Source organism: Collinsella sp. AF23-4AC (assembly GCF_003462685.1).
GTDB lineage: Bacteria > Actinomycetota > Coriobacteriia > Coriobacteriales > Coriobacteriaceae > Collinsella.
In genome coordinates this window covers 110796-136113 of the sequence record NZ_QRVE01000003.1, presented here as the reverse complement: position 1 = coordinate 136113, position 25318 = coordinate 110796, and the positions used below count along the sequence as shown (strand labels likewise).

Genomic DNA, 25318 nt, shown 5'->3' with positions numbered 1-25318 from the left:
CGCGCGGCAAGGAGATATATTGCCAGACCGGAGGGGCCCCGGGGGCGGGAATCGCGCACTCCATATTTTGTTCACAAATGAATAGGTCCCCCAGTCGCATCACTGAGGTTAAAACTGAAGCATTGGCTTCTGATATTGGCGATGACCAGCTGGTTTATAGGTGTTAAGGCATCGGTCATCTCTGGAGCGCCACTTTACTCCAAAAGCATCAGCTATTTGTTTCCCGTCGGTAAAAGGCAGGTTTTGTTCGCCAAGCGTTCTTATATATAGAGAAGTTCGGGTTCGAACCCGCGTCGCGGCAACAAAAAAGCGGCCGGCATCCGCCAGTCGCTTTTCTTTTCTTTGGGTGGGCCGTCAGGGGTTCGAACCCTGGACCTTGGGATTAAAAGTCCCCTGCTCTGCCAGCTGAGCTAACGGCCCGCGGGTGGCATTGTACCACGGTCTGGGACTATTCCCAACTCCATTGGCCGTTCTGGAAAATCACAACTTCACGTCCATCAGGCGTAATGCCCGTAATATCGATGTCGTCCGTGCCGATCATAAAATCGACGTGCGTGCTCGAGACGTTAACGCCATGCTCCAGGAGCTCCTCCTTGGACATGTCATACCCACCCTCGATGCATTCGGGGAAACCGACACCCAGCGCGAGATGGCAGCTGGCGTTCTCATCATAGAGCGTGTCATAGAATAGAACGCCACTTTCACGGATCGGCGTGTTCTTGGAGATAAGCGCGACCTCACCCAGATGAGCGGCACCTTCATCGGTGTCAATAATGCTCGCAAGCGTCGCCCTACCCACGCGGGCATCGTAGTCCACTACGCGGCCCGCCTCGAACTTAATCCAAAAATCGTCAACCTTGTTACCGTGGTGAATGAGCGGCATAGCCGAATACACGATACCGTCGGCACGCATACGATCAGGCGAGGTGAAGACTTCCTCGGTGGGAATGTTGGGGAAGAAGGGGTGCCCATCGGGCGTCTTGCCCTTGCCGCCGGCCCACTCGTGACCTTTCGTCATGCCAATCGTCAGATCGGTTCCATTTGCCGAGGTGTAATGCAGGTAGTCGAAACGATTGTCGTTCAGGAAACGCAGGTTCTTTTCGAATGCGGCGTCATGGAGTTCCCAGTCGCTCTCCGGGTCCTGGCCATCGGCGCGAGCGGTGTGCAGAATCGCATTCCACAGCTTATAGATTGCAACCTCATCGGCGTCTCCCGGGAACACCTCGCGCGCCCAGGCAACGACCGGCACGCCGGCGATGCACCACGGGTTGATGTTGTAGTCCAGTCCGCGGCGGAAGACCTTGCACTGCGTGTTCCTTGCCTTAGAAGCTGCAGCAGGCTTAGCGGGATCGATGCCCTTAAGGGCGGCAGGGTCCGCACCCTCGATAAAGATAAAGCAGGCACCATCCTGGGCCAGGGAATCAAGCTGCAGGCGCTTCCACTCGGGCGTCTGCTCAAAATAGCTTTTCTCGACATGCTCGTACGTGAGCCTCGTCACGGCATCATCGGCCCAAATAACCGTCACGTGACCGGCACCGGCGGCATAAGCCTCCGCAACCACCACGCGCGCAAATGATGCGCACTCGACGGGGGACTGAACGACAACCTCCTGGCCGGGCTTGACGTTTACGCCCTTGCGGACAACCAAGCGCGCATAGTTTTTAATCTTGGGCTCCAGGGTCTTCATGCCCTCCAGAGCCTCTTCGACCGTCAGGTCAGCTCGAATCATGTGCCACTCCATCTATCTATAGAACAGTAAAAAGGCGCGCCGCAAAAACGACGTGCCTTATATCTTAGCGATAAGTATGCATGCAAACGCTACTTCTTCTTGGAGTCCTTCTTGTCCTCCTCGGCAGCCGAGCGCTCGATAAGGGCGTTGAGCTTGTTCTCGGACATGCCCTCGGCCTGCGTGCGGTACATATTGCGCAGGGGACGAATACGAACGAAGTCGTAGATAAAGTCACCCAAAATGACGACGTAGGACAAAACGATGCCGACCATCTGGACGGGGCTGGACACCATGCCAGCGGGAGCGAAGTACAGCGAAGCCCAAATGGCCACGACGAGCACCATGCCGATAGTGAGCACGGCCCACCAGATGCGGCGGCGCTTGGTGTAGTCCTCATCCTGCTTGAGAAGGATATTCGACACCGTGTAGATGCGATCCTCCTTGGCGCGCTGCTTAGCCTTGCGGGCGCGCTTCTCCTCTTTAGAGAGGCCCTCGAGGTTCTCGCCCTTCTCGAGCTCTTTGCGGCGTGCCTTAGACGAAGCCGGCACGACGCGGACAGAGCTCGCTGCCTGACGGGCGGGCTTGGCGGATGCGGCGGACTTGCGCGCAACCCCGGTAACCTCGTGGGATTGCGTGCGCTTGTTCGTGGCGCTACGGGTACTCACTTATGCGTTCTCCTTCATGCTTGTGAACTGGGAGCCCGTGATGATCTGGAAGGCCTCGCGATAGCGCTCGGACGTGCCATCGATGACCTCGGCGGGCAGGTGCGGGGTCTCCCCCGTCATATCCCAGTTGGCCTTGAGCCAATTGCGGACGAATTGTTTGTCGTAGCTGGGCTGGATCTTGCCCTCCTCGTAGCTGGCAGCAGGCCAGAAACGGCTGGAATCGGGCGTGAGGCACTCGTCGATCAGCGTGACCTTGCCATCGATGACACCAAACTCGAACTTGGTGTCGGCAATGATGATGCCACGGGTCGCGGCGTACTCGGCAGCGGCCTTGTAGATCTTGAGGGAAAGGTCGCGAATCTGCGTGGCGATGTCCTCGCCCACGATCTCGCAGCAACGCTCGAACGAGATGTTCTCGTCGTGGTCACCGATCTCGGCCTTCGTGGACGGCGTGAACAGCGGCTCGGGAAGCTTGGAAGCCTCGGTCAGGCCCTCAGGCAGCTGGATGCCGCAGACGGTGCCGTTCTCGTCGTAGGTCTTCTTGCCCGAACCGGTCAGATAGCCGCGGACGATACACTCGATAGGAATCGTCTGGGCCTTCTTAACCAGCATGGCGCGGCCGGCGAGGTAGTCACGATACTCAGCAAACTCCTCGGGGAAATCCGCCGGGTCGATGGAAACGAGGTGGTTGGGAACGATGCCGGCAAACTTATCGAACCAGAATGCCGAGATGCGGTTGAGCACCTCTCCCTTAAACGGAATCTCGTCGGGAAGAATGAAGTCGAACGCAGAAATGCGGTCGGTGGCGACCATCAGCAGGTTTTCACCGGCATCGTAGATATCACGAACCTTGCCACGGGAATCCGGACGACGCTCCATCGTTGTCACGTGAGTCACTCCTTACCAAAATACGACAGTAATGCGGGTTCTTTCCCGCACGTTTTCGCAAACTCGGAGCGGCAGGGACGAAACCCCTCCTTCACCGAATAGCGAAAAGCTAGTGCTCCATTGTAGTAGATGCCGCGTCCGCCGTGTGCTCGCGAGGCAGATGAATCGTAAAAGTCGTACCCTTTCCAAGCTCCGACTCCACAGATATGTAGCCGTGATGGCGCTCGACGATCTGTTTAGTCACGGCGAGGCCCACGCCCAGACCGCCCGCCTCACGGGCACGGCTGGCATCGGCGCGCCAAAAACGGCCGAAGATGCGCGACAAGTCATCCTTGGCAATACCGATGCCGGTATCAGAAACGGCAATGCTGACGTGTTTGCGGTCACTGAGCACCGACACCACGACCCAACCGCCCTCGGGGGTGTAGCGCATGGCGTTGCTCATGAGATTGATGACGCATTGTGTGATCATGTCGGGATCGGCTTCGACGACATCGTCGTGACCTTGGGTCTCGTCAGCAAAGCGCAAGCGCAGATCGCGGTCGACAAACAGGCGCTCCTGGGCATTGACGATGGAACGCACGAAAGGAACCATGTCCACCGGCTCAAGGTTGAGCGGAGCCGTGCTGTTTTCCATGCGCGACAGGTCGAGCATCTGCTGCACCAGACGAGCCAGGCGACGCGTCTCGGAAGCAACAGTCTCCAAGTGCTCATCGTCGGTAGGATATACGCCATCCTGCATGGCCTCGACCGTTGCGAGCATGGCCATAAGCGGAGTACGAAGTTCGTGAGCCACGTCCGAGGTCAAACGTTTCTCGTGTTTCATATCCTTCTCGAGCGAAGTGGCCATCTCGTCAAAGGTCTCACCCAGCTGATCGATTTCGTCATCGCCGCGCAAGCCCGTGCGAGCGGACAAATCGCCATCGCGAATTTGTTTGGCCGTGCTGGTAATACGATGAATCGGCTTGGTGAGCATACGCGACATGAACGATCCGATAACGACCGAGATACAGACTGCAACAACCGCGGCAAGGACCATGGCGTTAAAGGTCTTCTCTCTAAACGCAGAATCTGCCTTGGTGAGCAGAGCATCGGAGCCGATGGCCCATAGCTTTACCTGTCCGACATGCTGGCCGGAAGGCGTTATGATTTCGACGTTGGCCACGCTATCGGAGTCGGTGGGCGCCGACGAAACCGGGCTATGCGAGGCCTTTTTACCGCTCGAGCTGCGAGACGCCGATTCGCTCTCGCGCACATCGGCAGTCGCACTTGCCGAAGGCCACGAGTCGTCATAGACAACAACGCCCTTTTTATTGACGACCTGCATGCCCAAATCGTCGGACACCAAACTCGATGTCGCGACCGTGCGCAGCTCGCCCGCAGTCCAATTGCCGTTTTCCTCGTACGACGTCGCAAGCTTTTCGGCTGCGGAATTTGCGATTTCGACGATATTGGAGCGCGTGTAATCCGAAAAGACCGTGCCCCACACAACAGAGACAACGCCCACCAGCACCAATACCGTCATGAGCGATGTCAGAGCAAAAGCAAGTGCCATGCGCGAGGGATAGCTCATCGTTGGCCGTGAATCGGAACGAGGCGTGTTCCAACTAGCCTTGGAACCCGCCTCGCTCTCCTGCTTGTGCTTTTGTCCGATTTCAAAGCGCGCAGGTGTCATATGTGATTTCCCTATTTCTCGTCCGACTTATCGGTCTTGGCCGGAGCCTCGAAGCGATAGCCGACACCGTGGACGGTGTAGAGCCACTTGGGCTTCTTGGGATCATCGCCCAGCTTGGCGCGAAGGTTCTTCACGTGGCTATCGATGGTGCGCTCATAGCCCTCAAAGTCATACCCGAGCACTTTCTCGACCAGCTCCATGCGGTTATACACACGGCCGGGATGACGAGCAAGCGTGGTGAGCAGCTTAAACTCGGAAGCGGTCAGGTCCACTTCCTTGCCCTCGACCAAGATCTTGTGGCCCGAGATATCGATGACCAGATCGCCGAAGTCGAGTACCTCGACGGCGGGCTCGTCGGCCTGATGGGCACGGCGGAACAGAGCGCGAACGCGGGCGACGAGCTCGCGCGGCGAGAACGGCTTGATCAGATAGTCGTCGGCGCCGAGCTCAAGACCGATAATACGGTCCTCGATCTCACCCTTGGCGGTAAGCATGATAATGGGCACATCCGAGGTATCGCGGATAGTGCGGCAAACGCGCTCACCGGGGATCTTGGGGAGCATAAGATCGAGCACGACCAGGTCAAACTGATGCTTCTCGAACTCTTCGATCGCGGACTGGCCGTCGCCGACGCCCACAACCCAGTAGCCTTCGCGCTCGAGATAGGCAGCGACGGCGTCACGGATTGCCTTCTCATCCTCGACCAGCAGAATCTTTTTTGCATCTGAAGCCATAACACGGCCCCCCTGTCTCAATTAGCTAAGAACAAGCCCATTTTAACGCACCTGAGCCCGCCGGATGCCGCTATGACGCGGCAGCTCGGCGGGCGGTACTCACAATTACAACGCGTTTATTCCCCTGTTGGCGCCTTTTTAACCCCTCTAAGCTTAAAGAGAGAATAGGCGTGCAGTGACCGTCTCTGGTATACCCTGGCTGTTGCGCACCGTGGCGTACGTAAGGAATGAGTCCGATTTTCCCGCCGTAGCTGGATAATCGCCATACTCCAAAGCGCGGTCGGGCGACAGCAGCGAGCCATAGGTCTTGGCAGAGGTGTCGATCAGGAAATGCGATGCCTGCACCTTAACAAGGTATTTATTCTTCTTGCCAGCCGCACATGCGAGCGGCTCGCGTGACAGGAAGAGGTACGACCCTCCCTCATTACCGATATACGTGCCCATGTTGCCCAAGCTGCCCACGCCACTATAGGTCGCCTCGATAGAAAACACGAAGGTATCGCCCATATATACGGCCTCGAAAGGCGAGACTGACGAGGGAAGGACTAGCTGGGCACGTTTGGTGTTGTTGCCGTCGGTCAGATCGATTGCCGTTATGCCGTAGTAGACGCCCTCGTCGTTGCGGACACGCGGCGAGATGGTCAAAATGCCGTCGCTCGCACGCGGGGCCGATGCAAAGCGGCCCGTCGATTTCCAAATTGTCTCGGCCTTGGATTCATCAAGCGAGCGACGATAGCAAAACGAATCACTACTCGTTTTATTGCCGCCTGCCGAAGGCATTTTATACCAGATGACCGATGACCCGAACGCCGTAAACAGGGGCGGATCATAGTCCTTGCCACCCCGATCGAGCTCAACCACGTCGCCAGAGAGCGAAGCGCCCGACAGATTTTGAGCGTAGAGCTTCCACGATGAATTGGCAAAGTTCATCTCAACCCACGCAAACACGCCATCGCCGGCGCGGACATCGTAAAACGAATACCCCGCACCTTCGATAGGATCCTCGATGAGCGTCGTGAGCGAGCCGTCGCCCAAGTTGAGCACGCCAAGCGTGTTGGCATGCAGCGCAGACGCCGGGGCCATCATCGCCGCGGCGTAATCGCCGTCGCAGTAGTACAGCAGCGTACCCAAGGGCAATGTCCATGTCGCCATGGGCTCAAGATCGATATCGACGGCCTCATACTCATCCGTAATCGAGACAATCTTTGAGTCGTCTTTGATAACCTGCGGCTCGCCGGCGGCGTCGTCGCTGGTACCCGTTTTCTTTGAGCATCCGGCAAGCACCGTGGCAGCGCCCGCGGCAGCCCCTCCGAGCACAAAGCCGCGGCGCGATATTCCGTTCTTGACGTGGTCGGCGATACTCATTAGGCGATCTCGGCGCGAGCGGCCTCGATAGCGCGCGTGAGCTGATCGGCGCAAGAAGTCTTTTTCATACCGCAGGTATTACCAGCGAGAACCTCGATGACGCGATCGGCAGGAGCACCCTCGACCAGCTTAGAGATAGCCTTGAGATTGCCGTTGCAGCCACCGGTAAACTCGACGCCCACCACCTTGTTGCCGTCATCGGACAGGTCAAGGTGGATATTGCGAGTGCATACGCCCTGAGGCTTGTAATCAAAACTAATCATTGCGTTCCCCTCTCGTAAAGCAATTTCAGACGTCTATTATCCCCGTCCGAACCGATAAAGTATCGCGGGCACCGATTCAACATTCCCCAATGCGCAAACCGGCGGTAGCAATACTAGCAATCTGCTTCCCGAGCGTGAACTTTTCGTTTCTCTTGATACATGTTGTGGTCAGCGATGTGGTACATCTCGGTCAGCGAACATCCGGGTGTCTCTGCCGTCGCGACGCCAAACGACGCACTGACTGTCAGCACCTCATCGCTCGCAGCAGCAAGGCTGAGGCGAAGATCTTGCACCACTTTGCATGCGGATTCGCGATCGGTGTGAGGGCAAATCAGCAAGAACTCGTCTCCACCAACGCGCATGGGTACAAATTTCTCGCCTGCCGTCCGCTTCAATACAGATGCAGTACGCCGTAGCAGCTCATCGCCCATTTCGTGACCGTAGAGATCATTGGTGCGCTTGAGGAAATTGCAGTCCATCATGATCACACTCACGGGCAGGGACTCGTTCACCAGGTCGTCGCCAAGGGACTCAAGGTAATTTCTATTGCGAAGTCCCGTCAGCTTGTCCTGGAAAGAAAGCTCCTCGGCGCGCTTTGTCATCGAGATGTTATGCGTCGCCACGACGACCGATTCCAGTCGACCCTGCTCATCGCGGCGCTGTGGAACAACCTGCAGCGAATACCACGTACCTCGGCAATCTCGTACCTCGGCATCCAAGTACGGCATGCCCTCCATACGGTCCTGAAGCGTGCTTATATCTATTAGCTCCATGACCGCCTCGCGGCTTTCGGGACTCACGATGTCTCGGCAAACCGTTGTCAAAAAGTCATACACCTCGGCGTGCTCGGAAAATATCTTTGCCACCGATGGCGACATGTTAATTCCCTCGATCTCGAGCGTATCGAGATGCAGCAGGAAGGTCGACTCATATATGGAACTGATAGCATTGATGATGCCGAGTTGCTTGTCCTTTTCGGCCAAATTGCGACGATCGGCAATGTTGCGCGCCAACAGCACTACAACCCAAAACGCCAAGCACACCAGCACGCCGGCAGCGATAAATGAAATCCTGCCCGACATGACCTCAGATTTGGGATAAAGCGCAAACAGGCGATAGTCCTCATACGCCGCACGCACGGCATACCAGGTACTTCCCCGATATTCGATACGTGTTAAGCCTTCGTCTTTCCAATCAATTCCGCTATCGGCAAGAAGCCGGGCAAGGGTTAGATCGACATTCGAATCGTTTGAGGAAACGATCTGCATATCGCGCATCACGAGCACCGTTGGGCTCTGATGGAATGTGTTGTTCACGAGCACGTCGGCGATCGTATACGAATAATCATCGGCGGGCTCGGGCGCAAGCGATCGATACCCCAGCGCTACGCCATCACCGTACGGAACAACACTCACGGCAAAGTCGACATCGCGACGCTCAACGACCGTCGAGTAGGACACCTTGGATCCTCGATACATCGATGCGACCGACGAACAGGCCAGCTCCTCTCGCCACAGCATCAGCGGATCGCGACCATCAATATCGTAATGAGCGGCCATATGGCCGTCGGCGTCCATGACCAACATTCCCGAAAGGTGCTCGGTATGGACGTACTCCTCGACGAGGTCATCGTTGACTTCAACGTGATCAGACGGCAAGAACGTCGAAAACGACTCGAGCGCGGCATCCAAATTGTGCGTCGCTTCGGTTTTTCTTCCCTGTTCATATCGGTCATATTTTTCGCAGGCGTTTTTTAAAAACACCATGGTTTCCTGACCAAACCCAAGCGTTTTATCGAGACAGCGATGCGTGCCGACCATATATAGCAGACTCAGCAAGACAACGCTGGCCACAATGGCGATAGCCGCGGTGGCCGATCTTTTTCGGCGCAAGCGGTGTTCATCATTTGTCATGATTCCGCTCCTTGCCCGTCCGTCGTCGCCCCTGCCTTGTACTTGCCCACAATGCGCTCAATCGTGCCATCTCGATCCATCTCGAACAGCACGGTATTGAGGTTTTTGACGTACTCCCCCTCATAGCCGTCCTTAAACGCGACGCCAAGGTCAACCGTCATAACGTTGTCAGCGAACACGCGGTAAAGGCCGGGATACTGGGCGACAAGTCGATCAAGCGACTGAACGTCCGCCATCCAACAGTCGACATACCCTTTGGCGAGGGCGGCTTTGCAGAGCTCGGCAGAACCGTACGATTTGATTTGCACGTCCGGCGAGATTTCCAGATCCCCTGCGAGCAATCGGCGTTCGCTCACCGAGCCCGCAATCACCGCGATGGTCTTGCTTCCATCGAGATGCGCCAAGGACTTGATGCCGCTCGTTTTCTTGGCGGCAACCGAGACCGGCACGGTTAGATACGGCTCGGTCCAGTAATACTTATCCTCGCGATAGCAGGGAGAATAATCACACCACAGGCAATCGATATCACCGTTTTTGAGCAGCCGGTCGCGATCGTTCCAGTCAATATCGACAAACTGTGGCTTGAGCCCCGCACGCTTGCAGGCCTCGCGGGCGATGTCGATATCGATACCGACGTAATCGCCCGTGGTATCGATATACACATAGGGGTCGTTATCCGTAACGCCGATTTTGAGTACTGGGAGATCTTTGTCGGCTTCATTCGAGGAGGAAGAACTGCTTCGAACGGTATACGTCAGGGCGACCACACAGGCAGCAACAAGGAGCATGAGCGTAAACGAGACAATGGCGACTCGCTTGATACGTCTGGGCACGCTCCTCCTTTCATCGAAACAGCAGTAAAGTTCATTTTATTACCGGGAGCCAATGCGGCAGTGAAAAAAGCGCCTTGCCCAAAACGGGCAAGGCGCCAATGGTTGAAATGCATCCGCAGGCGGTCGAATTAGGTCAACCCTACTCGAAGCTCAGCTGCTCCAGACGATCGAAGACCGTGTCGATGCGGGTGAGGAAGTCCCACGGATCAAAGATCTCGTCGAGCTTCTCCTGGCTGACGGTGCAGCGCGGATCAGCCTCGAGACGCTCCTTAAAGGTGGGGCCGGAGACGCAATCCTGTACCTCGTGCCAGGTTGCCATGGCGTTCTCCTGCACAATGGCGTACGCGTCCTCGCGGGTGATGCCCGTGTCGACGAGGGCCAGCAGGACCTTGGAGGAAAAAATGAGGCCGCGTGTCTTGTTGAGGTTGGCCATCATGCGAGCGGGATACAACTGCAGGCCGTCGATAACGCGGATGAGGCACTGGAACATGTGGTCGAGCGCGATGAAACTATCGGCCTGGGCGACGCGCTCGGCAGAGGAGTGCGAAATGTCACGCTCGTGCCACAGGGCGACGTTGTCGAAGGCAACCTGCGCGTTGGCCTTCACGACGCGCGACAGGCCGCAGACCTTCTCCATGGTGATGGGGTTGCGCTTGTGCGGCATGGCGGAGCTGCCCTTTTGACCCTTGCGGAACGGCTCCTCGGCCTCGAGGGTATCGGTCTTCTGCAGATTGCGAACCTCGGTAGCGATGCGCTCGCAGGTGGCCGCCGTGGTGGCAAGAACACCGGCGAGATAGGCGTGATGGTCGCGGCTAATAACCTGCGTGGACAGCGGGTCGTGAACCAGGCCCAGGTGCTCGCAGACATACTCCTCGACAAACGGCTCGATGGAGCTGTAGGTGCCGACAGCGCCCGAGATGGCGCCGAAGGCAACATTCTTGCGGGCGTCCTCAAGACGATCCAGATCGCGCTTGAGCTCCCAGGCCCAAGAGCCAAACTTCATGCCGAAGGTCATCGGCTCGGCGTGGATACCATGAGTGCGGCCGGCACAGAGCGTATTGCGCTCCTCAAAGGCGCGACGCTTGCAAATCTCGCCGAGCTTCTTGACGTCCTCGATGATCAAGTCGCAGGCCTGGGTGAGCTGGTAGCACAGAGCCGTGTCGCCCAGATCGGAGCTGGTCATGCCATAGTGAACCCAGCGGCTGGGCTTGGGGTCGCCCTCGGGAACATCGGCATCGATGTATTCCTTCATGTTGGTCAGGAAGGCAATGACGTCGTGGCGCGTGACTTCCTCGATCTCATCGACCTTCGCCTTCTCAAAGTTGGCATGATCGCGGATCCACTGGGCCTCGTCTTTGGAAATACCGATCTTACCGAGCTCCGCCTGGGCCTCGCAGGCCAGAACCTCGATCTCCTGCCAAATGGCGTACTTGTTCTCGAGGGAGAAGATGTGTCCCATCTCCGGGCGGGTATAGCGATCGATCATAGCGGCTCCTTTTTGGTTATTGGCACGTTGGTCGTAACCCAACCATTGTACCGTGCGCAGGTGCAAGTATGGGCAGCAGGCATGAACCTAACATTTTGGAATTGGAGCGGGCAACGAAGATGGACAGCAGCGTCACCGCAGCAGGCGGCAATAGTTCCGTGTACTAATGTAATTTCACGCGTTATCCGCGAAGCTACATGCGAAATTACATTAGAAGAAGACACATTATTTTCCGTTTCCCCTGGCAGCTAATCTGCGAGGTAAATTAAAAGTACAGACATTATATGCACTGAAATATATGACCTTACAGTCGGCCTACAGCCTTATGCACGGGCGGCTAATGTAACAGGAGATATAATTACATTAGTTGCGGATAAAATTACATTATATGGAGTGTCATGATACGGAAAACGAGCGAAATGCCCTCCCTACTTCTGCGCATCATTGCAGACGTCGAGACCGAGGTCGTCGAATACAAGGCAGCAAAGCAGAACTATGACTTCGAGGACATTGGCAGGTATTTCTCCGCCCTCAGCAACGAGGCCAATTTACGCAAGGCAGAGTGCGGATGGCTTTTCTTTGGCATTTCAAACGACCGCAAGATAAAGGGAACCGCCTACCGTAAAGAACCCCAATCGCCAAGTGTCGGCCTGCGACGCCTAAAGCACGAAATCGCCCAATACACCAACAACGGCATGACTTTCGAAGAGATTTACGAGTTTGAGGTTGATGACAAAAGAGTCATTGCTTTCCAGATACCGGCTGGCAGCTTCGCAACGCCAACGACTTGGCACGGAATCCCTTGGTCACGAGAGAATGAGTCCCTCGTAGAGATGCCCAAGTTCAAACTCGACGCCATTTACGGGCAGAGCCGGCCCGACTGGTCGCGCCAGATTGCCTACGAGGCAAACTTCGGTGACCTTGATCCAGATGCAGTTAGCTTTGCATGCTCCAAATTCGTCGAAAAGTTCGGAGAAAGCCAGCCTGCCGTTCGTAGCCTCGACGAAGAATCTATCCTTAGCAAGATGGCGCTTGTGATCCACGGCCACGTGAGCAATGCGGCGCTCGTTCTTCTGGGCAAACCGGAATCGAGTGTCTTTCTGGGTGGCATTGAGCCGCGCATCACTTGGACGCTCTACGCGAGCGACGGCTCCACTATGGCCTATGAACACTTTGAGCCGCCCTTCATTCTGCAGGTCGATCGTATCCTGGGAAAGATAAGAAACGAAAAGTATCGCTTCTTCGACCGCGAAGAGACGCTATTTCCCACCGAAGCGCATCGCTACAGTCCCGAAGTCATTCGAGAACTTCTCCACAACGCTATTGCGCATCAAGATTTCAGGATGTCAGGAAAGATCAATGTCCTTGAGTATGAGGACAAGCTTATATTCAAGAACGAGGGTGCCTTTATCCCCGAGACGATAGAGAACGCGCTCGCGAGCGGCTACAAGCCGCCCTACTACCGTAACCCCCTGCTTTCAAGCGCTATGAACAAAACAGGCATGATGGACCGCAGCGCCATAGGCATTCGCAACGTCTTCGATATTCAGCGCAACCGCCTATTACCAATGCCCACCTACGATCTATCTGAGATTGGGCGCGTTGCCGTAACGCTGTACGGTACGGTTCTCAACGAGGACTATTCTCGACTTCTCGCAAGCAATCGAAATCTTGATTTGGTGACAGTGCTGCTGTTGGACCTCGTTCAGAAGGGACTACCCGTCACAAAGGAACAGTCACGTCTGCTTCACGAACAAGGCCTCGTTAGGGGCCGTTACCCCAAACTGACGGTCTCAGCCGAGGTGGCAGCAGCCACCGGTGCCCACAGCGAGTATGTGCGAAACAAGGGCGTAGACAATAGCGTCTTCAAGGAGTTGATCTTGGAGCTCCTGCGCGTGCGCCCATGTTCAAGAGCGGAGATTATCGCAGGGCTGGATCATGCCTTGCCGGCAGACCTTACGGCAAAGCAAAAAGGCGACCATGTAAGCTATCTGCTCCAAAGCCTACGGAAAGCTGGCCGCATCACCAACGCTGGAAGCACTTCGGCAGCTGAGTGGCACATAGTCGAGTGATATGGCTCGCGATTTCGATTCTGCCAAACAGGCACATTCCAAGCCAAGTTCGCAACTAGCCCAGAATGTGCCTGACTACCAGTCGTGATAGGACGCATCCTCCGTCGTCTGGCATCGCGCAGCGTCAGGCAACAGCGCATATGGTTGATCCAACTGAAGTCGACATCCAATCGGGCATTGCAACCTTGCGAGACGGCAGTCTCATACAACAAAAATAGTTCCCTGCCACTCCATGCACGAGCGGCAGGGAGCGCTCATGGCGGATCATTTCTCAAGCTCCACCTTCCTCAACCGTAAAAACGTCCAATGTCTTAGAGGCCGTTTTTACATTTGTTGGCTTCTATTTCTTTAATTAAAAATCATCCTTTACCTGCTGATTCGTGATATTTTGCTTGTCTACATATAGGTGTAGACCTATACTAATTCCTATTATGGCTAAGCTATGTCCTTGGGAGGTGCTATGCCGTCAGAAGCTCAGAAGCGAGCCGATCGTAAGTACAAGCACGACAAGACCCAGCAGTTCTGTCTGCGGTTCTATCCCGCCGAAGAGGAGATTTGGTCATTCCTCTCCGCACAGGAAAACAAGCAGGGATTTCTTAAAGATTTGATTAGCCGCGAGATGGGCGTCGCATCGGGCGGCCCCGCACGCGTTGATACCAACACCAAGGTTGGAAGGACGGAATCGTAATGTCGCAAGTGAGCAAGACTTCGGTCATCCAGCCGGAGACTATACTGGACTTCATCGACGGCGTGACGCAGCGCAGGGACACCCCCGAGGAGCGAGTGCGCCAGGAAATCCTAAAGTCCCTCGTGCGTGAGTACGGTTACAAGAAGGAGCAGATCGGGGTCGAGGAGTCGATCAAGTTCGGCAGCAACCGAAAAGCGGTCGACGTCGCCATCTGGGAGCCGGGAAAAGCGCACACCCAGGAAAACATCCACATCATCGTCGAGTGCAAAGACCCCAAGACCAAGGCCAAAGGCAAAAAAGACGGCGTAGATCAAATGCACTCCTATGCGTCTGCCTGCATGAACTCGACCTATGGCATGTGGACCAACGGCGACGAGTTGCTTACCTTCCGTTACGTGGTGGACGATGCCGGCAAGCGCGGCCCCGAGGCCGTGCCCGATCTGCCACATGCTGGTGGCGAGGTACCCGACGACGCGCCGCGCTTCGACCAGTTGCGCCCCGCCGCCAGTGACTCGCTGCTGTACTCGTTCCGCCGCTGTCACAACTACATCGCCGGAAACCAAGGCATCCAAAAGGCCGAGGCATTCCTTGAACTGCTCAAGATCATCTTCTGCAAAATCCAGGATGAGCGCGACTCCGAGACGCCAACGTTCTACATCACGCCAACCGAGCGCCAGGGCGCCGCGGGTAAGAAGAAGTGCCGCAAGCGCATCGAGGCACTCTTTGGAAACGTCAAGCAGTCGTACGAGACCATCTTCAAGGCCGACGAGCGCATCGCATTAACCGACGATGTGCTCGCCTACATCGTGGCGCAGCTGCAAATGTATTCCCTGCTCGAGAGCGACGTGGACGTTAAGGGCCACGCGTACGAGACAATCGTGGGCTCCAACCTGCGTGGTGACAAGGGCCAGTTCTTCACGCCGCGCAACATGTGCCACATGATGGTGCGGATGGTCGACCCGTCCGAAAACGACGTCATCCTCGACCCCGCCATGGGCACCTGCGGCTTTTTGGTCACGGCCATGAATTACGTGCTTGAGAAGATCAGAGACTCCGTCGAGGTGAGCGGGCGCAGCAAAGCAGCCAAGCAAGAGGCTCTGATCGCGCGCAAGCGCGAGTTCCTGTCCAAGCATATCGTGGGCATCGACTTTGATCCCATCCTAGTGCGTGCCTCCAAGATGAATATGGTTATGAACAACGACGGCACCGGACAGCTGTTCCACGCCAACTCGCTCGAGCCGTTCTCGGGCTTTGAACCCAAACTGCAAAAGGCGCTGCGCCTGGACGCCGCCGACATTGCGGCAAATAAGGCGCTGCAGCCGGGGCACGGCGTTACGGCGATTATGACCAACCCACCTTTTGGCTCCAAGATTCCTATCGAAGACCCGGCGATTCTGGAATCCTTCGACCTTGGACACACCTGGTCGTGGTCCGAGGAAGATGCCGAGTGGAGCATGGAACCCAAGCTCTTCTCATCTCAGCCGCCCGAGATCCTCTTCATCGAGCGGTGTATCCGCCTGCTTGAGCCCGGCGTGGGTGTGGCGGCGCTCGTCATTCCCAACGGCATCCTGGGCAACCCGGGTCTGGGCTACGTGCGCCAGTGGATTTTGCGCCATGCGCAGATCCTGGGTTCGGTAGACATGCACCCGGATGCGTTCCAACCCAACGTGGGCGTGCAGACATCCGTCCTTGTGCTGAGACGCTGGGACAGTGAGGAAGAGGCATACTGCAAGGACGGTACCTTCCAGGATTACAAGATATTTATGGCCATCTGTGACCACGTAGGGCACGACAAGCGTGGTCAGACCACCTATGTACGCGACGATGACGGCTACCCCATTGTGCAGGAGCAGACCACCGCGGTGACGGGCAACGTGGGCTCCGAAGAGGAGAGCAGCCACACCTCGAAGGAGCGCGTGGTGGACGACGAGACGATGGCGATCGCCGGCGCCTTCTTTGAATGGAGGCGAGACCAATGACGATCGCGCCTTTGGTGAAGAGCGTCCGACTTTCCACCGTGCTGGGCGGCGACGTGAGGCTCGAGGCGTCAACCTACCTGCGCGACGGGTACGGCTTCGTACGCCTTGCCAACCAGTGCGACAACCACAAGAGGCTCGGTGACCTTACCGACATTTGGCAGCCGAGCAGACTGACGGGGTATACCGTGCCGGAAGGCAAAGGGCTACCCTTCTTTACCGCCGGCCAGGTGTTCGAGGACTTTCCCCGAGTGAGGAAGTGGCTCGCCGCGCCTTTCGTGCCCCAGGCTGATTCTAGATTCGTCAATCAGGATTGGCTGCTGCTTTCGCGCTCGGGCGTGGTGGGCAACGTTACCGCCGTGTACCCGCATCACCTGAACAAGGTCATCACGGACGACCTGTTGCGCATCGAGCCGAAGGACCAAGACGAGTACGGCTGGCTCTACGCGTATATGAAGACGGACTTCTTCAAGCAGATCGCACGAGCGTCTCAGTACGGTCACATGATCAAGCACATCGAGGTGGCCCACGCCAACGAGTTTCCGGTCATCATGCCCGATGCGGCCACGCGCAAAGCCATCGGCGACAAAGCTGCCGAGGCTGTGCGCCTGCGCGGCGAGGCCTGGAAGCTGCGGGACGGGGCGTTTAAGCTGTTGGAGAAGGAGGTCGGTATTGCTTGTGAGGCAGAAAGTCCTGCAGGAACATGCGTGGTGAGTTTATCCAAAGTTATTGACAACAGATCGCGCCTTGATGCTGACAGTTATGCCGGCTCTATAAGCGCCGTAGACTCATTGGTTGACGTAATGGAGTATGCGCCACTTGCTGAACTTGTAGAGGACGTCGAAGAGCTTCCTCGCTTCAAGCGGTTTTATGGCGATTCCAACGTTCCCTTTGTGGGTGTGTCCGAGGTCTTTGACGTTAACACTCAACCGACAAAATTTGTTTACGCCAAGCTCATTAAAAACTGGGAGCGTTACATCCTAAAGCCGGGAACTCTCGTCATGGCATGTTCTGGTCAAAAGTACGGCATCCTAGGACGAGCTCTTTTGCTCACGGAGAATCATGAGGGAATGTTTGGCAGCAACCATCTGCTGAGAATCTATCCCGACGTTACAAAGATTCGAACTGGCTACCTGCTTGCTTTTCTGAACAGTCCCACCGTTGGCAGGCCGTCGGTCGTTCGTTGCGCATACGGAACCTCGGTGCCTCAACTTAGCCCTATCGATATCAAAAAAATTCGCGTTCCCCGTCTTGGCGCGGACGTCGAATCTGCCATCGCCGACCTTATGGACAGGAGCGTGAGCACCTCGGCCAAGGCTGACCAACTTGAGAACGAGGCTACCAAGCTGGCACAGGAGCAGGTCGATATCGCCATCGAGAAGGTTGTCTCCAACACCTAGTGAGGTGACCTTTTAACCGCCGTTAAGCCTATAGCCTCAACACAAACAAAATGCAACGCGTATCGTAGTAAGTTGGTTAACGGCATAGTGTGAGAATTCACACTTGGACATTTGATTAACGCTCGCACCCTGTCGGGTTCGAATCCCAGCACTTTATTGAAAAAAGCACGGCACCGTGATGGTGCCGTGCTTGTGCTCTTAACTGGAGCGGGCAACGGGACTCGAACCCGCGAGTGTCAGCTTGGGAAGCTGATGCCTTACCACTTGGCGATGCCCGCTTGTGTGTTGGCTAGTATAACGCGGTTTTCTTGTTCGATACAAGGGTGGTGATGCTTGTTTTAACTGTGGAGATTCGTTTGAAAATCGCGTCAATTGTGGAGATGAGGACCTTTGACCTCCTGTTCTCCCTATCTTCTACCTGCGCTTTTGCTTGATTGTTGTATTTGAGCTCAATTTGTCAGGAATTGGGCAAGCTTTTGGTCAGGCTCCGGTACTTACCCGCATGAACCTCGGGGGTAGCCTCATCCTACGCGTCGCAGCCTCCCCGTGCGGCGCACGAGGGATAAGGAGCAGCCATGTCCAACGCACCCACGCACTCTGTCCACAGCGCAATCACAACAGGTCCGCTGCTCCTGCTCCTCTTCCTGCTTTTCGGCTGCCTGGCACCGGGAGCCGCATTTGCCGTCGATGGCTACGACCAGCTCGGCTTCCGCACTATTAGCGATGATTGTGGGCCCTTCTTCATCGGCAAGTATGAAGCTCAAGACGCCTCGATTGCCTACTGCATGAACCAGGAGCGCCCCGGCCCCACCAAGCCGGGCGGCCCATGGCTCAACTTTGATCAAGGCTGGGTGTGGCTCGACGACGAGTTCGCGGCAATCGTTTGTCACGGATATCCTACCGCCACGTCGTTTGGCGGTTACCATCTTTCACCAGATCGCGCCCGCGCCGCCACCCAGCTTGCCGTATGGATGCTCAACGGCACTACCCATGTCGACGGCACCTACTCCTACACGACCGCTCAGGGCAAAACCAAGAGTGGACACTTTACCGCCGACAATGAAGTCGTGGCGGCTGCGCGATGGCTCCACGACAGCGCAAAATCAGGAAGCATCAAAGCCGCTCCGCACCGCGCGCGGCGCTATCTAGGAGCCGTATCGGGCGGCAGCAAACGTCAAGACATGCTCTATGTACTGCCGGCGGTCTCTGTTTCCTTCCAAAAGCAGTCTGCAAACGCTGCCATTACCAGCGGAAACAATACTTATCAGTTTGACGGGGCAACATTCGATGTTTTTGAGAGCGCCAGCGGCGCGCGTGTCGGCACCATCCAGATGGACAGCAACGGTCGAGCGCAGGCAGCACTTCTGCCCAATACGGCATACTACCTAGTTGAAACGAAGGCGCCGGCCGGCTATGTCCCCCGTCGTGATCGCATCGCCTTTACCACGGGGAATGACGGTGGACAGGTCGCCATTGAAGAACAGCCCGGCACCATCAACCTGTGTATCGTAAAACTCGATGCCGCGACGGATGCCGGACCCCAGGCTGGAGCTTCACTTGCGGGAGCAGAGTTCACGTGCGTGTCGCAATCCACCCCCGGATGGGCGCAAACCCTCACAACCGATGAAAGCGGTCGAGCTACCCTCACCGATGTCCCCCTAGGAACCTTTACCATCTATGAGTCAAAAGCCCCCGAGGGCTACCTGCCAGCCAACGACAGCTGGTCCTATACCGTTGGAGCCGACCAGCTCGGTGATTCAGGCGTGGTCGAGATCGAATCTCGCGTTTCCGATATCCCCATTGCGTTTGACCTTGAGATTTCCAAATTCAAGGACTACGGCAATAGCGATCAATCCGGCCTGGAGCAGCCGGCAGGAGGTGTTGTCTTTGAGGTTGTCAGCAACAGCTCTCAGCAGGTTGTTGGCACACTGACCACAAACATCTATGGCTTTGCCTCCACCAAAGATCAGTCAGAAGCATGGTTCGGCGCAGGCAAGCGACCCGCCGGTGTCCACGGAGCCATCCCATACGACCGCGCCGGCTACACCGTTCGCGAGGTTCCGGAAACCGTCCCCGAGGGTTTTAAACGTGCAGGGGAATGGACCGTCGGGGCCAATCAGATTTCCGACGGCGCCGAGCTTCAATATATCGTGGACAACCACGCTCTGTCGACGCATCTCCAGATTGTAAAACGCGATGCCCAAACAGGCGCTTCTGTTCCGCTAGCCGGATTCACCTTCCAACTCCTCGACAGCAATCACAAACCTGTCTCACAAACATGCTGGTATCCAGCACATAATGTAATGGACACCTTTACGACTGACGCGACCGGCACCGTCACACTGCCCGAATCGCTCGTGCCGGGCACCTATTATGTACGCGAAACCTCGGCCAAAGAGCCCTATCTTGTCGGTGAAGAGATCGAGGTAAACATACCCGCCGATATAAACCTAACGCCCGTTGCAATCGTCTCGTATTATGACCGCGCCGCGACCGGAAACATCAGGATCGTTAAAACCGATGCCGTAGACGGCAGCAGCCTCGCGGGCGCCATCTTTGAGATCCGTGCCTCAGGTGATATCGTGCGCCCCGACGGTAGCATTGCCGCGCTCGACGGTGAGACTGTCGCTACCGTCACGACGGATGAAACTGGAGAAGCACGCGCGGACGACCTCCCGCTGGGATCTGGCACCGCACGCTACGAGGTTGTCGAGACTCAAGCGCCGACCGGCTTCTTACTCGACCGGACGCACCATATCGTCGACCTGACTTATGCCGACCAGAAAACACCCGTTGTGGAGGCACGGCTTAACGTATCCAACGATTACACCAAGGTTGACATCTCCAAGGTCGATGCAAGCGGAGAGCAGGAAGTGAAAGGCGCACAGCTCACCTTATATGGTCCCGATAAAACCGAAATAGACTCCTGGACCTCATCCGACAAGCCGCACCGCGTCGAACATCTTGCACCCGGCACCTACTCGTTGCGCGAAATGATGTCGCCGCGGACCTATGACCTTGCCGAGGAGATAACGTTTGAAATAAAGGATACGGGAGAAGTCCAATCCGTCGCGATGAAGGATGCGCCCATCGAGATCAAAGGACAGGTCGACAAGCGTCAGGAACTTGTCCAACCTATCGGGAAGGGTCTGCTGGCCAACGGCGATGGTAAAAATCGCGCCGCGACGCAAACCAATACGGACGGACTTTTCTCCTATACCATCGACGCTCGAAATGATTCAGCTACCTGGGTTGATGAGTTCACAATTACCGATGATCTTGAGTGTGCCGAGGACGATACGGCGAGATTCGTCTCAATCGAAACCCCCGTCGCCATCGGCGACCTCAGCGGTCTGTGCAACGTGTGGTATCGCACGGCGCCGTTGGACTCGACAGACGTCGATGAGCCGGCAAACGCGACACTTGACGATGGGCACGAAAATCCTTGGCTTGAGTCCGACGAAGTAATAGAAAGCTTGGGTGAGGATTGCCGCCTCGTCGATTACGACGGCTGGCACCTCTGGAAGGCGGATGTCCCGACCACGGAATCCACCACACTCGAGGTGAAAGAACTTGACCTTGCATCCAATACCGTCGTAACGGGCATTCGCATTGAATACGGTGCAGTAGCCGCCGACTTTACGACTCGAAGCGATGTGGATTCTTGGACCCGTGATGATCTCAAAGATGAGCACGACGACCTTGACGATGCCAAAGCAATCCTTGGCACAGACGCTCGGGGCGCAGCCGTGCACATGCAGGCAACGTCGGCTTATACGCCCCAAACCGCACTCACCAACAGCGCGCGCGTCGATCTTTGCCGCAACGGCGGCGGCGATAAACTTGAGTCACATGACGAGGACCGTGTCATTCAACGCTGTACCCTACCGCAAGACCTACCGGCAACAGGATCAGTTCCCATCGCCGCCTGCATCACCGCGCTTCTGACCTCGGGTGCCGCAGCCTTATGGTTCGCTCGCCTTAGGTCGATCCCAAAGAAGCGCTAGCGCGATAAAAAAGCGGGCGAGCCAGTCCCCCGGCTCGCCCGCTTTCAATCATTTAAATCGCCGTATCTACTCTGCAGACGAAGATCCACCATCAACGATTGCCTGCTCGGACTCAGGAATCCCATCGGCACCCGTGCTCTGTTCTTGCTCCACCTCTTCGCTGATTGCGGAGGCGGGGGTCGAGCCCTTCGCGCCCACGATATAGGCGGCTCCAAACCCCAACGCAATGGCAATCAAGGTCAAAATCACGTAGACAGGCCAATGGCGCTTAATATACGAAAACACGTTGACTCCTTAGAGCTCCGTCTACGAACGGCGGATAACCTCGGTCACGACCTCGGATACCGTGGCAATGTTCGTCGGGTTGACATTGTGGGGCAGGTCGTCCTCGGTACGAGCGCAAGCCAGACGCGTGCCGTCCACGCCGGCGATGGTGAGGGCTCGGCGGCTCGCCTCGAGCGCGGCGTAGGCATCGGTCTTGGCATAGGGCATCTCGAGCGCGCCACAATCGACATGGAACGACTTGCACACCTTGCTGACCAGGTTCATGATGCGGCGATCGCCCTTGAGCAGCTGCTGTTCGCCCTCAACCGTCACCACCGAAAGCCTACCGGCGCCGACGGATTCAAGATTGATGAAGAAGACGCCGCGGAGCTTATCGCGATGCGAAGCCAAGAAGGCCTTCATACCGGCGCCATCACAATCCGAGGCGCCCGTTGCCACAAACCAGATATCGTGACCGAGCAGCTCATCGTCGCCCATAGAGGCGACAGCCGAGAGCATATCTTCGGAAGAAGCGCCGTCGGAAGACGTAGCGCCGCCCTTCCAGCCATCGTTATCGTCCTCGAAATTATCCCACGAACCGATGCCGCGACCGGACTTCTTGGCATCGTAATCGTCTTCGACGCCCAGCCAGTCACTCATGCTGTCCTGTTCGTTTTTCTTTTTACGACCGAACAGGCCGCCCAGGCCGCGCTTGCGAGACTTGGGTGCCGCAGGGGCGGGAGCCGAAATGGTCTCGATCGGCTGTGCGCCCGACGCAACGGGCATAGGAGGCGCAACGGGTGCCGATGTGGGTTCGGGACCCTGGGCGGTAGCAAAGGGGTCGTTGACCTGTGCGGAGGGATCGGGAAGGTCGAACAGCGACGTGCGAGACGCAACGTTTGTCTGCTTCATCGACGGCAGCGACGGATCGGGGACCGAAGCCAGCGGAGACGAGGAGGGTGCAGGCGACGGTGCCGACGCCGGATCGGGAACATTCATCTGCGGACGCGGCGATGCTTGGGAGGAAATCTGGGCCATAAGGGAATCGACCGTTTCGTCCTGGGTGGGAGCGACATTGGCAACCGTGGCACCGGAACCACTCGGGGTCGGCATGGTGAAAATCTGCGTGGAGTAAGGCCTCGACTCATCCGTCTCGGGAGTCTCGGAAACCGCAGGCACCTCCTCCTGCTCGACCTCGGCCGAATCACCTTGATCGGCTGCCGCGTATTGCTCTTCGTCAGAGTTGACCTCGACGGACTCGTCCTCGGCAGCATCCTGAATTTCGGCAGCATCAATGGGCTCGTCATCGTCTGCCGCGTCGCCCTGCTCATCGGAAACAGGAAGGGGCTCGGCAATCGCGGTGCCTTGCTTTTCAAACGTTATCGTGGAATCGAACTGCGCGGCATCAAACGACATGGTGCTATCGACGTGCTGCTGAGCCTCGAAAGACGTCGTCGCCTCAACAACATCCGTGGACGCCGGTTGCTGGGACTCAAAGGACGTTGTAGCTTCGGCAGCGTCGACGGGCACGGACTGCATAGCCTCGTTCTGCTCGAGCTCTTGCGCCGCGCGCTCACGTGCCGCCTCGGCTGCCTGCTGCTGAGCGATAGCCTCCTGCTCGGCAGCCTCGCGTGCGGCAGCGCGCTTCTCCTCGAAATCGTCGACAAATTTCTTGCCCTTTGCAAGCGCACCCTTAAGGAAGTTGGAAGCACTGGCGCCAATCGAAGAGAACGCGGATGCAATATCGGCATGGGGCGTTGCCGCGGAAATCTCGGCCGAAAAATCAGTATCGCTCTCGTAAGACACGCGCCTCGGCTGTTCAACGTAATCGTCGTCAGGCTCGTCCGCAACGTCTTGCGCCGGCGCGGCGGGGGCCAAAATGTCCAGTCCTGCCGCGGGATCGATCGCGGACACCGCCTCGGGCTCGGCAACGGCAGCGGTAACCGCGGCAGACTCATCATCCACGGTGACGGCGGGCGCAGGTGCAGTCACGACGGGGGCAGGCTCGGGCTCAAACGTCGGCTCCTCGCCCTCCTCGTAATCGAGCGTGCAGGACTCGGGAAGCATCCCGAGCGCACGGATGGCATCCGAACCAAAGCGGATGTTGCCGGCGGCATTGCGATAGAGCTTGGGCTCGGGCTCGGCCGCGACAGGCTCCTCCGCCGGCTCGGCAGCGGAAACCTCGTCATTGAACTCTTCGGCCTGGACAGCCTGATTCTGATCCTCGGGCACGATGGCGCCAATCAGCGTCTCGTCGGCAGACGCACCCTCAAAGCCCTCGATCTGCTCGTCGAAAGCCTCGCCCTGTTCGGGCTCGGTCTGAGCGTCGGGAGCAATCGGCTGACCGAACTCGTCCTCGGCGTAGGTAGGCTCTTCATACTCGATGGTGTTGCCGTAGTCGTTTTGCTGTTGGGCCGCGGCATACTCCGCTGCTGCGCGCGCCATCTCCTCGGCACGACGCTTCTGCTCCCCAAAATAGGTATCGAACGGAACATCGTCGGGAAACTCGTTTTCGCCCTGGAAGGGAGCAACGTTGTCCATAACGCCGAGCATAGCGGCGACAGAAGACTTGTTGCACACTGCGCCGGACGTATAGGGAAGCACAAAACGGTTAGAAATGATGTTTGCCGCGTTGGCGAGCGCAACGAGGGAAGCGAGGATCGCGACAATCCACAGCAGAACCTTGAGCGCGCCGGGGAGCGGCAGGATACGCAAGATGGCAACGGCAGCAGGGGCAACCGTGGCAACGGGCAACAGCTTGGCGATGAGCGCACGATACGAAGCATAGGGCTCGCGGGCGAGCAGCTCAGCACGGGGAGAGTCGTAGTGTGCGACAACGACCACCGGGCGGTTGCGCGGAGACGCGAGCGGGCCCGAGGCCTTGTGGTAGGCGATGACATTTTGGCTCACGCCCGTCTTGCCCAGGCGCGAAACCACGGGATGGCCCGTGCGCTCGAGCACGTAAAGAACGGCACCGACAATGGCCAGCAAGGTGCCGACCAAGCCGATGCCGCCGCCGATGCCCATCAGCAGGGCGCCGGCAAACGCAAGAATACCGGTAACGGCAAATGCCAACCTGCTGGGCGCCGGGGCATTGAACTCCTGAACCTCGGGATCAAAGCCGTGGTTGCGGAAGATCTGAGCGATATCCTCGGCAGCCAAGCGCTCTTCTTCGCTGCATGCCGGCGTAATGCCGGTGTTCTGCAGCAGGTGGTTAATATAGTTCTGGGTGTTCGCCATGTGCGCTCCACATCCATAATCCGACAAATAGGCCCAATGCATGCACATTAGAACCGTATATAGTCGAAAGTATACCCCGAGCGAGCGCAAACGACCGAATTCGGGCCATCTTAACGCCCC

General features: G+C 57.1%; 17 protein-coding genes and 2 tRNA genes. 5 read left to right on the top strand and 14 right to left on the bottom strand.

All coding sequences use genetic code 11. The features are described 5' to 3' along the window. Positions 1 to 347: 347 nt before the first annotated feature. The 11 genes from DWY05_RS03625 to purB form a co-directional block, all read right to left on the bottom strand. Positions 348 to 420 (bottom strand) — tRNA-Lys (locus DWY05_RS03625). 28 nt (positions 421 to 448) lie between these two features. Beyond that, positions 449 to 1729, bottom strand: coding sequence for an aminopeptidase (locus DWY05_RS03620; RefSeq protein ID WP_117837212.1), 1281 nt, complete (start codon positions 1727 to 1729; stop codon positions 449 to 451). A gap of 89 nt (positions 1730 to 1818) precedes the next feature. Next, positions 1819 to 2394, bottom strand: a complete 576-nt coding sequence (locus DWY05_RS03615) for a hypothetical protein (RefSeq protein ID WP_055251296.1) — start codon at positions 2392 to 2394, stop codon at positions 1819 to 1821. Continuing rightward, the gene (locus tag DWY05_RS03610) at positions 2395 to 3273 is read right to left on the bottom strand and encodes a phosphoribosylaminoimidazolesuccinocarboxamide synthase (RefSeq protein ID WP_117563999.1); all 879 of its coding nucleotides are present in this window, start codon (positions 3271 to 3273) and stop codon (positions 2395 to 2397) included. 118 nt (positions 3274 to 3391) lie between these two features. Continuing rightward, the gene (locus tag DWY05_RS03605; protein ID WP_117820621.1) at positions 3392 to 4957 is read right to left on the bottom strand and encodes a cell wall metabolism sensor histidine kinase WalK; all 1566 of its coding nucleotides are present in this window, start codon (positions 4955 to 4957) and stop codon (positions 3392 to 3394) included. 11 nt (positions 4958 to 4968) lie between these two features. Continuing rightward, on the bottom strand, positions 4969 to 5691 hold the full coding sequence (locus tag DWY05_RS03600) for a response regulator transcription factor (RefSeq protein WP_006236208.1): 723 nt from the start codon (positions 5689 to 5691) through the stop codon (positions 4969 to 4971). Positions 5692 to 5844: 153 nt separating this feature from the next. Further along, complete coding sequence (locus tag DWY05_RS03595) at positions 5845 to 7056, bottom strand: twin-arginine translocation signal domain-containing protein (RefSeq protein ID WP_117820622.1); 1212 nt, start codon at positions 7054 to 7056, stop codon at positions 5845 to 5847. Beyond that, the gene (locus tag DWY05_RS03590) at positions 7056 to 7319 is read right to left on the bottom strand and encodes a TIGR03905 family TSCPD domain-containing protein (RefSeq protein WP_117735816.1); all 264 of its coding nucleotides are present in this window, start codon (positions 7317 to 7319) and stop codon (positions 7056 to 7058) included. Before DWY05_RS03590 ends, DWY05_RS03595 begins: the two co-directional genes overlap by 1 nt. A gap of 113 nt (positions 7320 to 7432) precedes the next feature. Further along, complete coding sequence (locus DWY05_RS03585) at positions 7433 to 9232, bottom strand: diguanylate cyclase (protein ID WP_117820623.1); 1800 nt, start codon at positions 9230 to 9232, stop codon at positions 7433 to 7435. Further along, a complete protein-coding gene (locus DWY05_RS03580; RefSeq protein ID WP_117634747.1) occupies positions 9229 to 10065 on the bottom strand; it encodes an ABC transporter substrate-binding protein in 837 nt (278 codons plus the stop codon). Before DWY05_RS03580 ends, DWY05_RS03585 begins: the two co-directional genes overlap by 4 nt. Before the next feature lie 139 nt (positions 10066 to 10204). Then, positions 10205 to 11551 (bottom strand): adenylosuccinate lyase, encoded by a 1347-nt coding sequence (purB, locus tag DWY05_RS03575; RefSeq protein ID WP_022093797.1) that lies wholly within the window; start codon positions 11549 to 11551, stop codon positions 10205 to 10207. Positions 11552 to 11949: 398 nt separating this feature from the next. On the opposite strand from purB, the gene DWY05_RS03570 reads away from it, so the two are divergent. The 4 genes from DWY05_RS03570 (at position 11950) to DWY05_RS03555 (ending at position 17687) form a co-directional block, all read left to right on the top strand. Continuing rightward, complete coding sequence (locus DWY05_RS03570; RefSeq protein ID WP_117820624.1) at positions 11950 to 13623, top strand: RNA-binding domain-containing protein; 1674 nt, start codon at positions 11950 to 11952, stop codon at positions 13621 to 13623. Positions 13624 to 14083: 460 nt separating this feature from the next. Then, on the top strand, positions 14084 to 14311 hold the full coding sequence (locus tag DWY05_RS03565) for a hypothetical protein (RefSeq protein WP_117634743.1): 228 nt from the start codon (positions 14084 to 14086) through the stop codon (positions 14309 to 14311). After that, positions 14311 to 16290: an N-6 DNA methylase gene (locus DWY05_RS03560; protein WP_117634741.1), complete on the top strand. Its 1980-nt coding sequence runs from the start codon at positions 14311 to 14313 to the stop codon at positions 16288 to 16290. Before DWY05_RS03565 ends, DWY05_RS03560 begins: the two co-directional genes overlap by 1 nt. Then, positions 16287 to 17687 carry a hypothetical protein gene (locus DWY05_RS03555; RefSeq protein ID WP_117634739.1) on the top strand — a complete coding sequence of 467 codons (1401 nt, stop codon included), beginning with the start codon at positions 16287 to 16289 and terminating at the stop codon, positions 17685 to 17687. Before DWY05_RS03560 ends, DWY05_RS03555 begins: the two co-directional genes overlap by 4 nt. A gap of 203 nt (positions 17688 to 17890) precedes the next feature. Here the strand turns inward: DWY05_RS03555 and DWY05_RS03550 are convergent. After that, positions 17891 to 17965 (bottom strand) — tRNA-Gly (locus DWY05_RS03550). A 297-nt stretch (positions 17966 to 18262) separates the two neighbouring features. Between DWY05_RS03550 and DWY05_RS03545 the strand changes: the two genes are divergently transcribed. Beyond that, complete coding sequence (locus DWY05_RS03545) at positions 18263 to 21694, top strand: SpaA isopeptide-forming pilin-related protein (RefSeq protein ID WP_117820625.1); 3432 nt, start codon at positions 18263 to 18265, stop codon at positions 21692 to 21694. Between the two features lie 66 nt (positions 21695 to 21760). Here DWY05_RS03545 and DWY05_RS03540 read toward each other — a convergent pair whose 3' ends face one another. Both DWY05_RS03540 and DWY05_RS03535 read right to left on the bottom strand, forming a co-directional pair. After that, positions 21761 to 21979 carry a hypothetical protein gene (locus tag DWY05_RS03540; RefSeq protein ID WP_022094153.1) on the bottom strand — a complete coding sequence of 73 codons (219 nt, stop codon included), beginning with the start codon at positions 21977 to 21979 and terminating at the stop codon, positions 21761 to 21763. Between the two features lie 21 nt (positions 21980 to 22000). Then, positions 22001 to 25198, bottom strand: coding sequence for a hypothetical protein (locus DWY05_RS03535; RefSeq protein WP_117820626.1), 3198 nt, complete (start codon positions 25196 to 25198; stop codon positions 22001 to 22003). Positions 25199 to 25318: the final 120 nt, after the last annotated feature.

Excerpts from the sequence above, each read along its gene's own strand:
- DWY05_RS03620 (WP_117837212.1), bottom strand. The coding sequence starts at position 1,729 with ATGATTCGAGCTGACCTGACGGTCGAAGAGGCTCTGGAGGGCATGAAG.
- DWY05_RS03610 (WP_117563999.1), bottom strand. The coding sequence starts at position 3,273 with ATGGAGCGTCGTCCGGATTCCCGTGGCAAGGTTCGTGATATCTACGAT.
- DWY05_RS03605 (WP_117820621.1), bottom strand. The coding sequence starts at position 4,957 with ATGACACCTGCGCGCTTTGAAATCGGACAAAAGCACAAGCAGGAGAGC.
- DWY05_RS03600 (WP_006236208.1), bottom strand. The coding sequence starts at position 5,691 with ATGGCTTCAGATGCAAAAAAGATTCTGCTGGTCGAGGATGAGAAGGCA.
- DWY05_RS03595 (WP_117820622.1), bottom strand. The coding sequence starts at position 7,056 with ATGAGTATCGCCGACCACGTCAAGAACGGAATATCGCGCCGCGGCTTT.
- DWY05_RS03590 (WP_117735816.1), bottom strand. The coding sequence starts at position 7,319 with ATGATTAGTTTTGATTACAAGCCTCAGGGCGTATGCACTCGCAATATC.
- DWY05_RS03585 (WP_117820623.1), bottom strand. The coding sequence starts at position 9,232 with ATGACAAATGATGAACACCGCTTGCGCCGAAAAAGATCGGCCACCGCG.
- purB (WP_022093797.1), bottom strand. The coding sequence starts at position 11,551 with ATGATCGATCGCTATACCCGCCCGGAGATGGGACACATCTTCTCCCTC.
- DWY05_RS03570 (WP_117820624.1), top strand. The coding sequence starts at position 11,950 with ATGATACGGAAAACGAGCGAAATGCCCTCCCTACTTCTGCGCATCATT.
- DWY05_RS03565 (WP_117634743.1), top strand. The coding sequence starts at position 14,084 with ATGCCGTCAGAAGCTCAGAAGCGAGCCGATCGTAAGTACAAGCACGAC.
- DWY05_RS03560 (WP_117634741.1), top strand. The coding sequence starts at position 14,311 with ATGTCGCAAGTGAGCAAGACTTCGGTCATCCAGCCGGAGACTATACTG.
- DWY05_RS03555 (WP_117634739.1), top strand. The coding sequence starts at position 16,287 with ATGACGATCGCGCCTTTGGTGAAGAGCGTCCGACTTTCCACCGTGCTG.
- DWY05_RS03545 (WP_117820625.1), top strand. The coding sequence starts at position 18,263 with ATGTCCAACGCACCCACGCACTCTGTCCACAGCGCAATCACAACAGGT.
- DWY05_RS03535 (WP_117820626.1), bottom strand. The coding sequence starts at position 25,198 with ATGGCGAACACCCAGAACTATATTAACCACCTGCTGCAGAACACCGGC.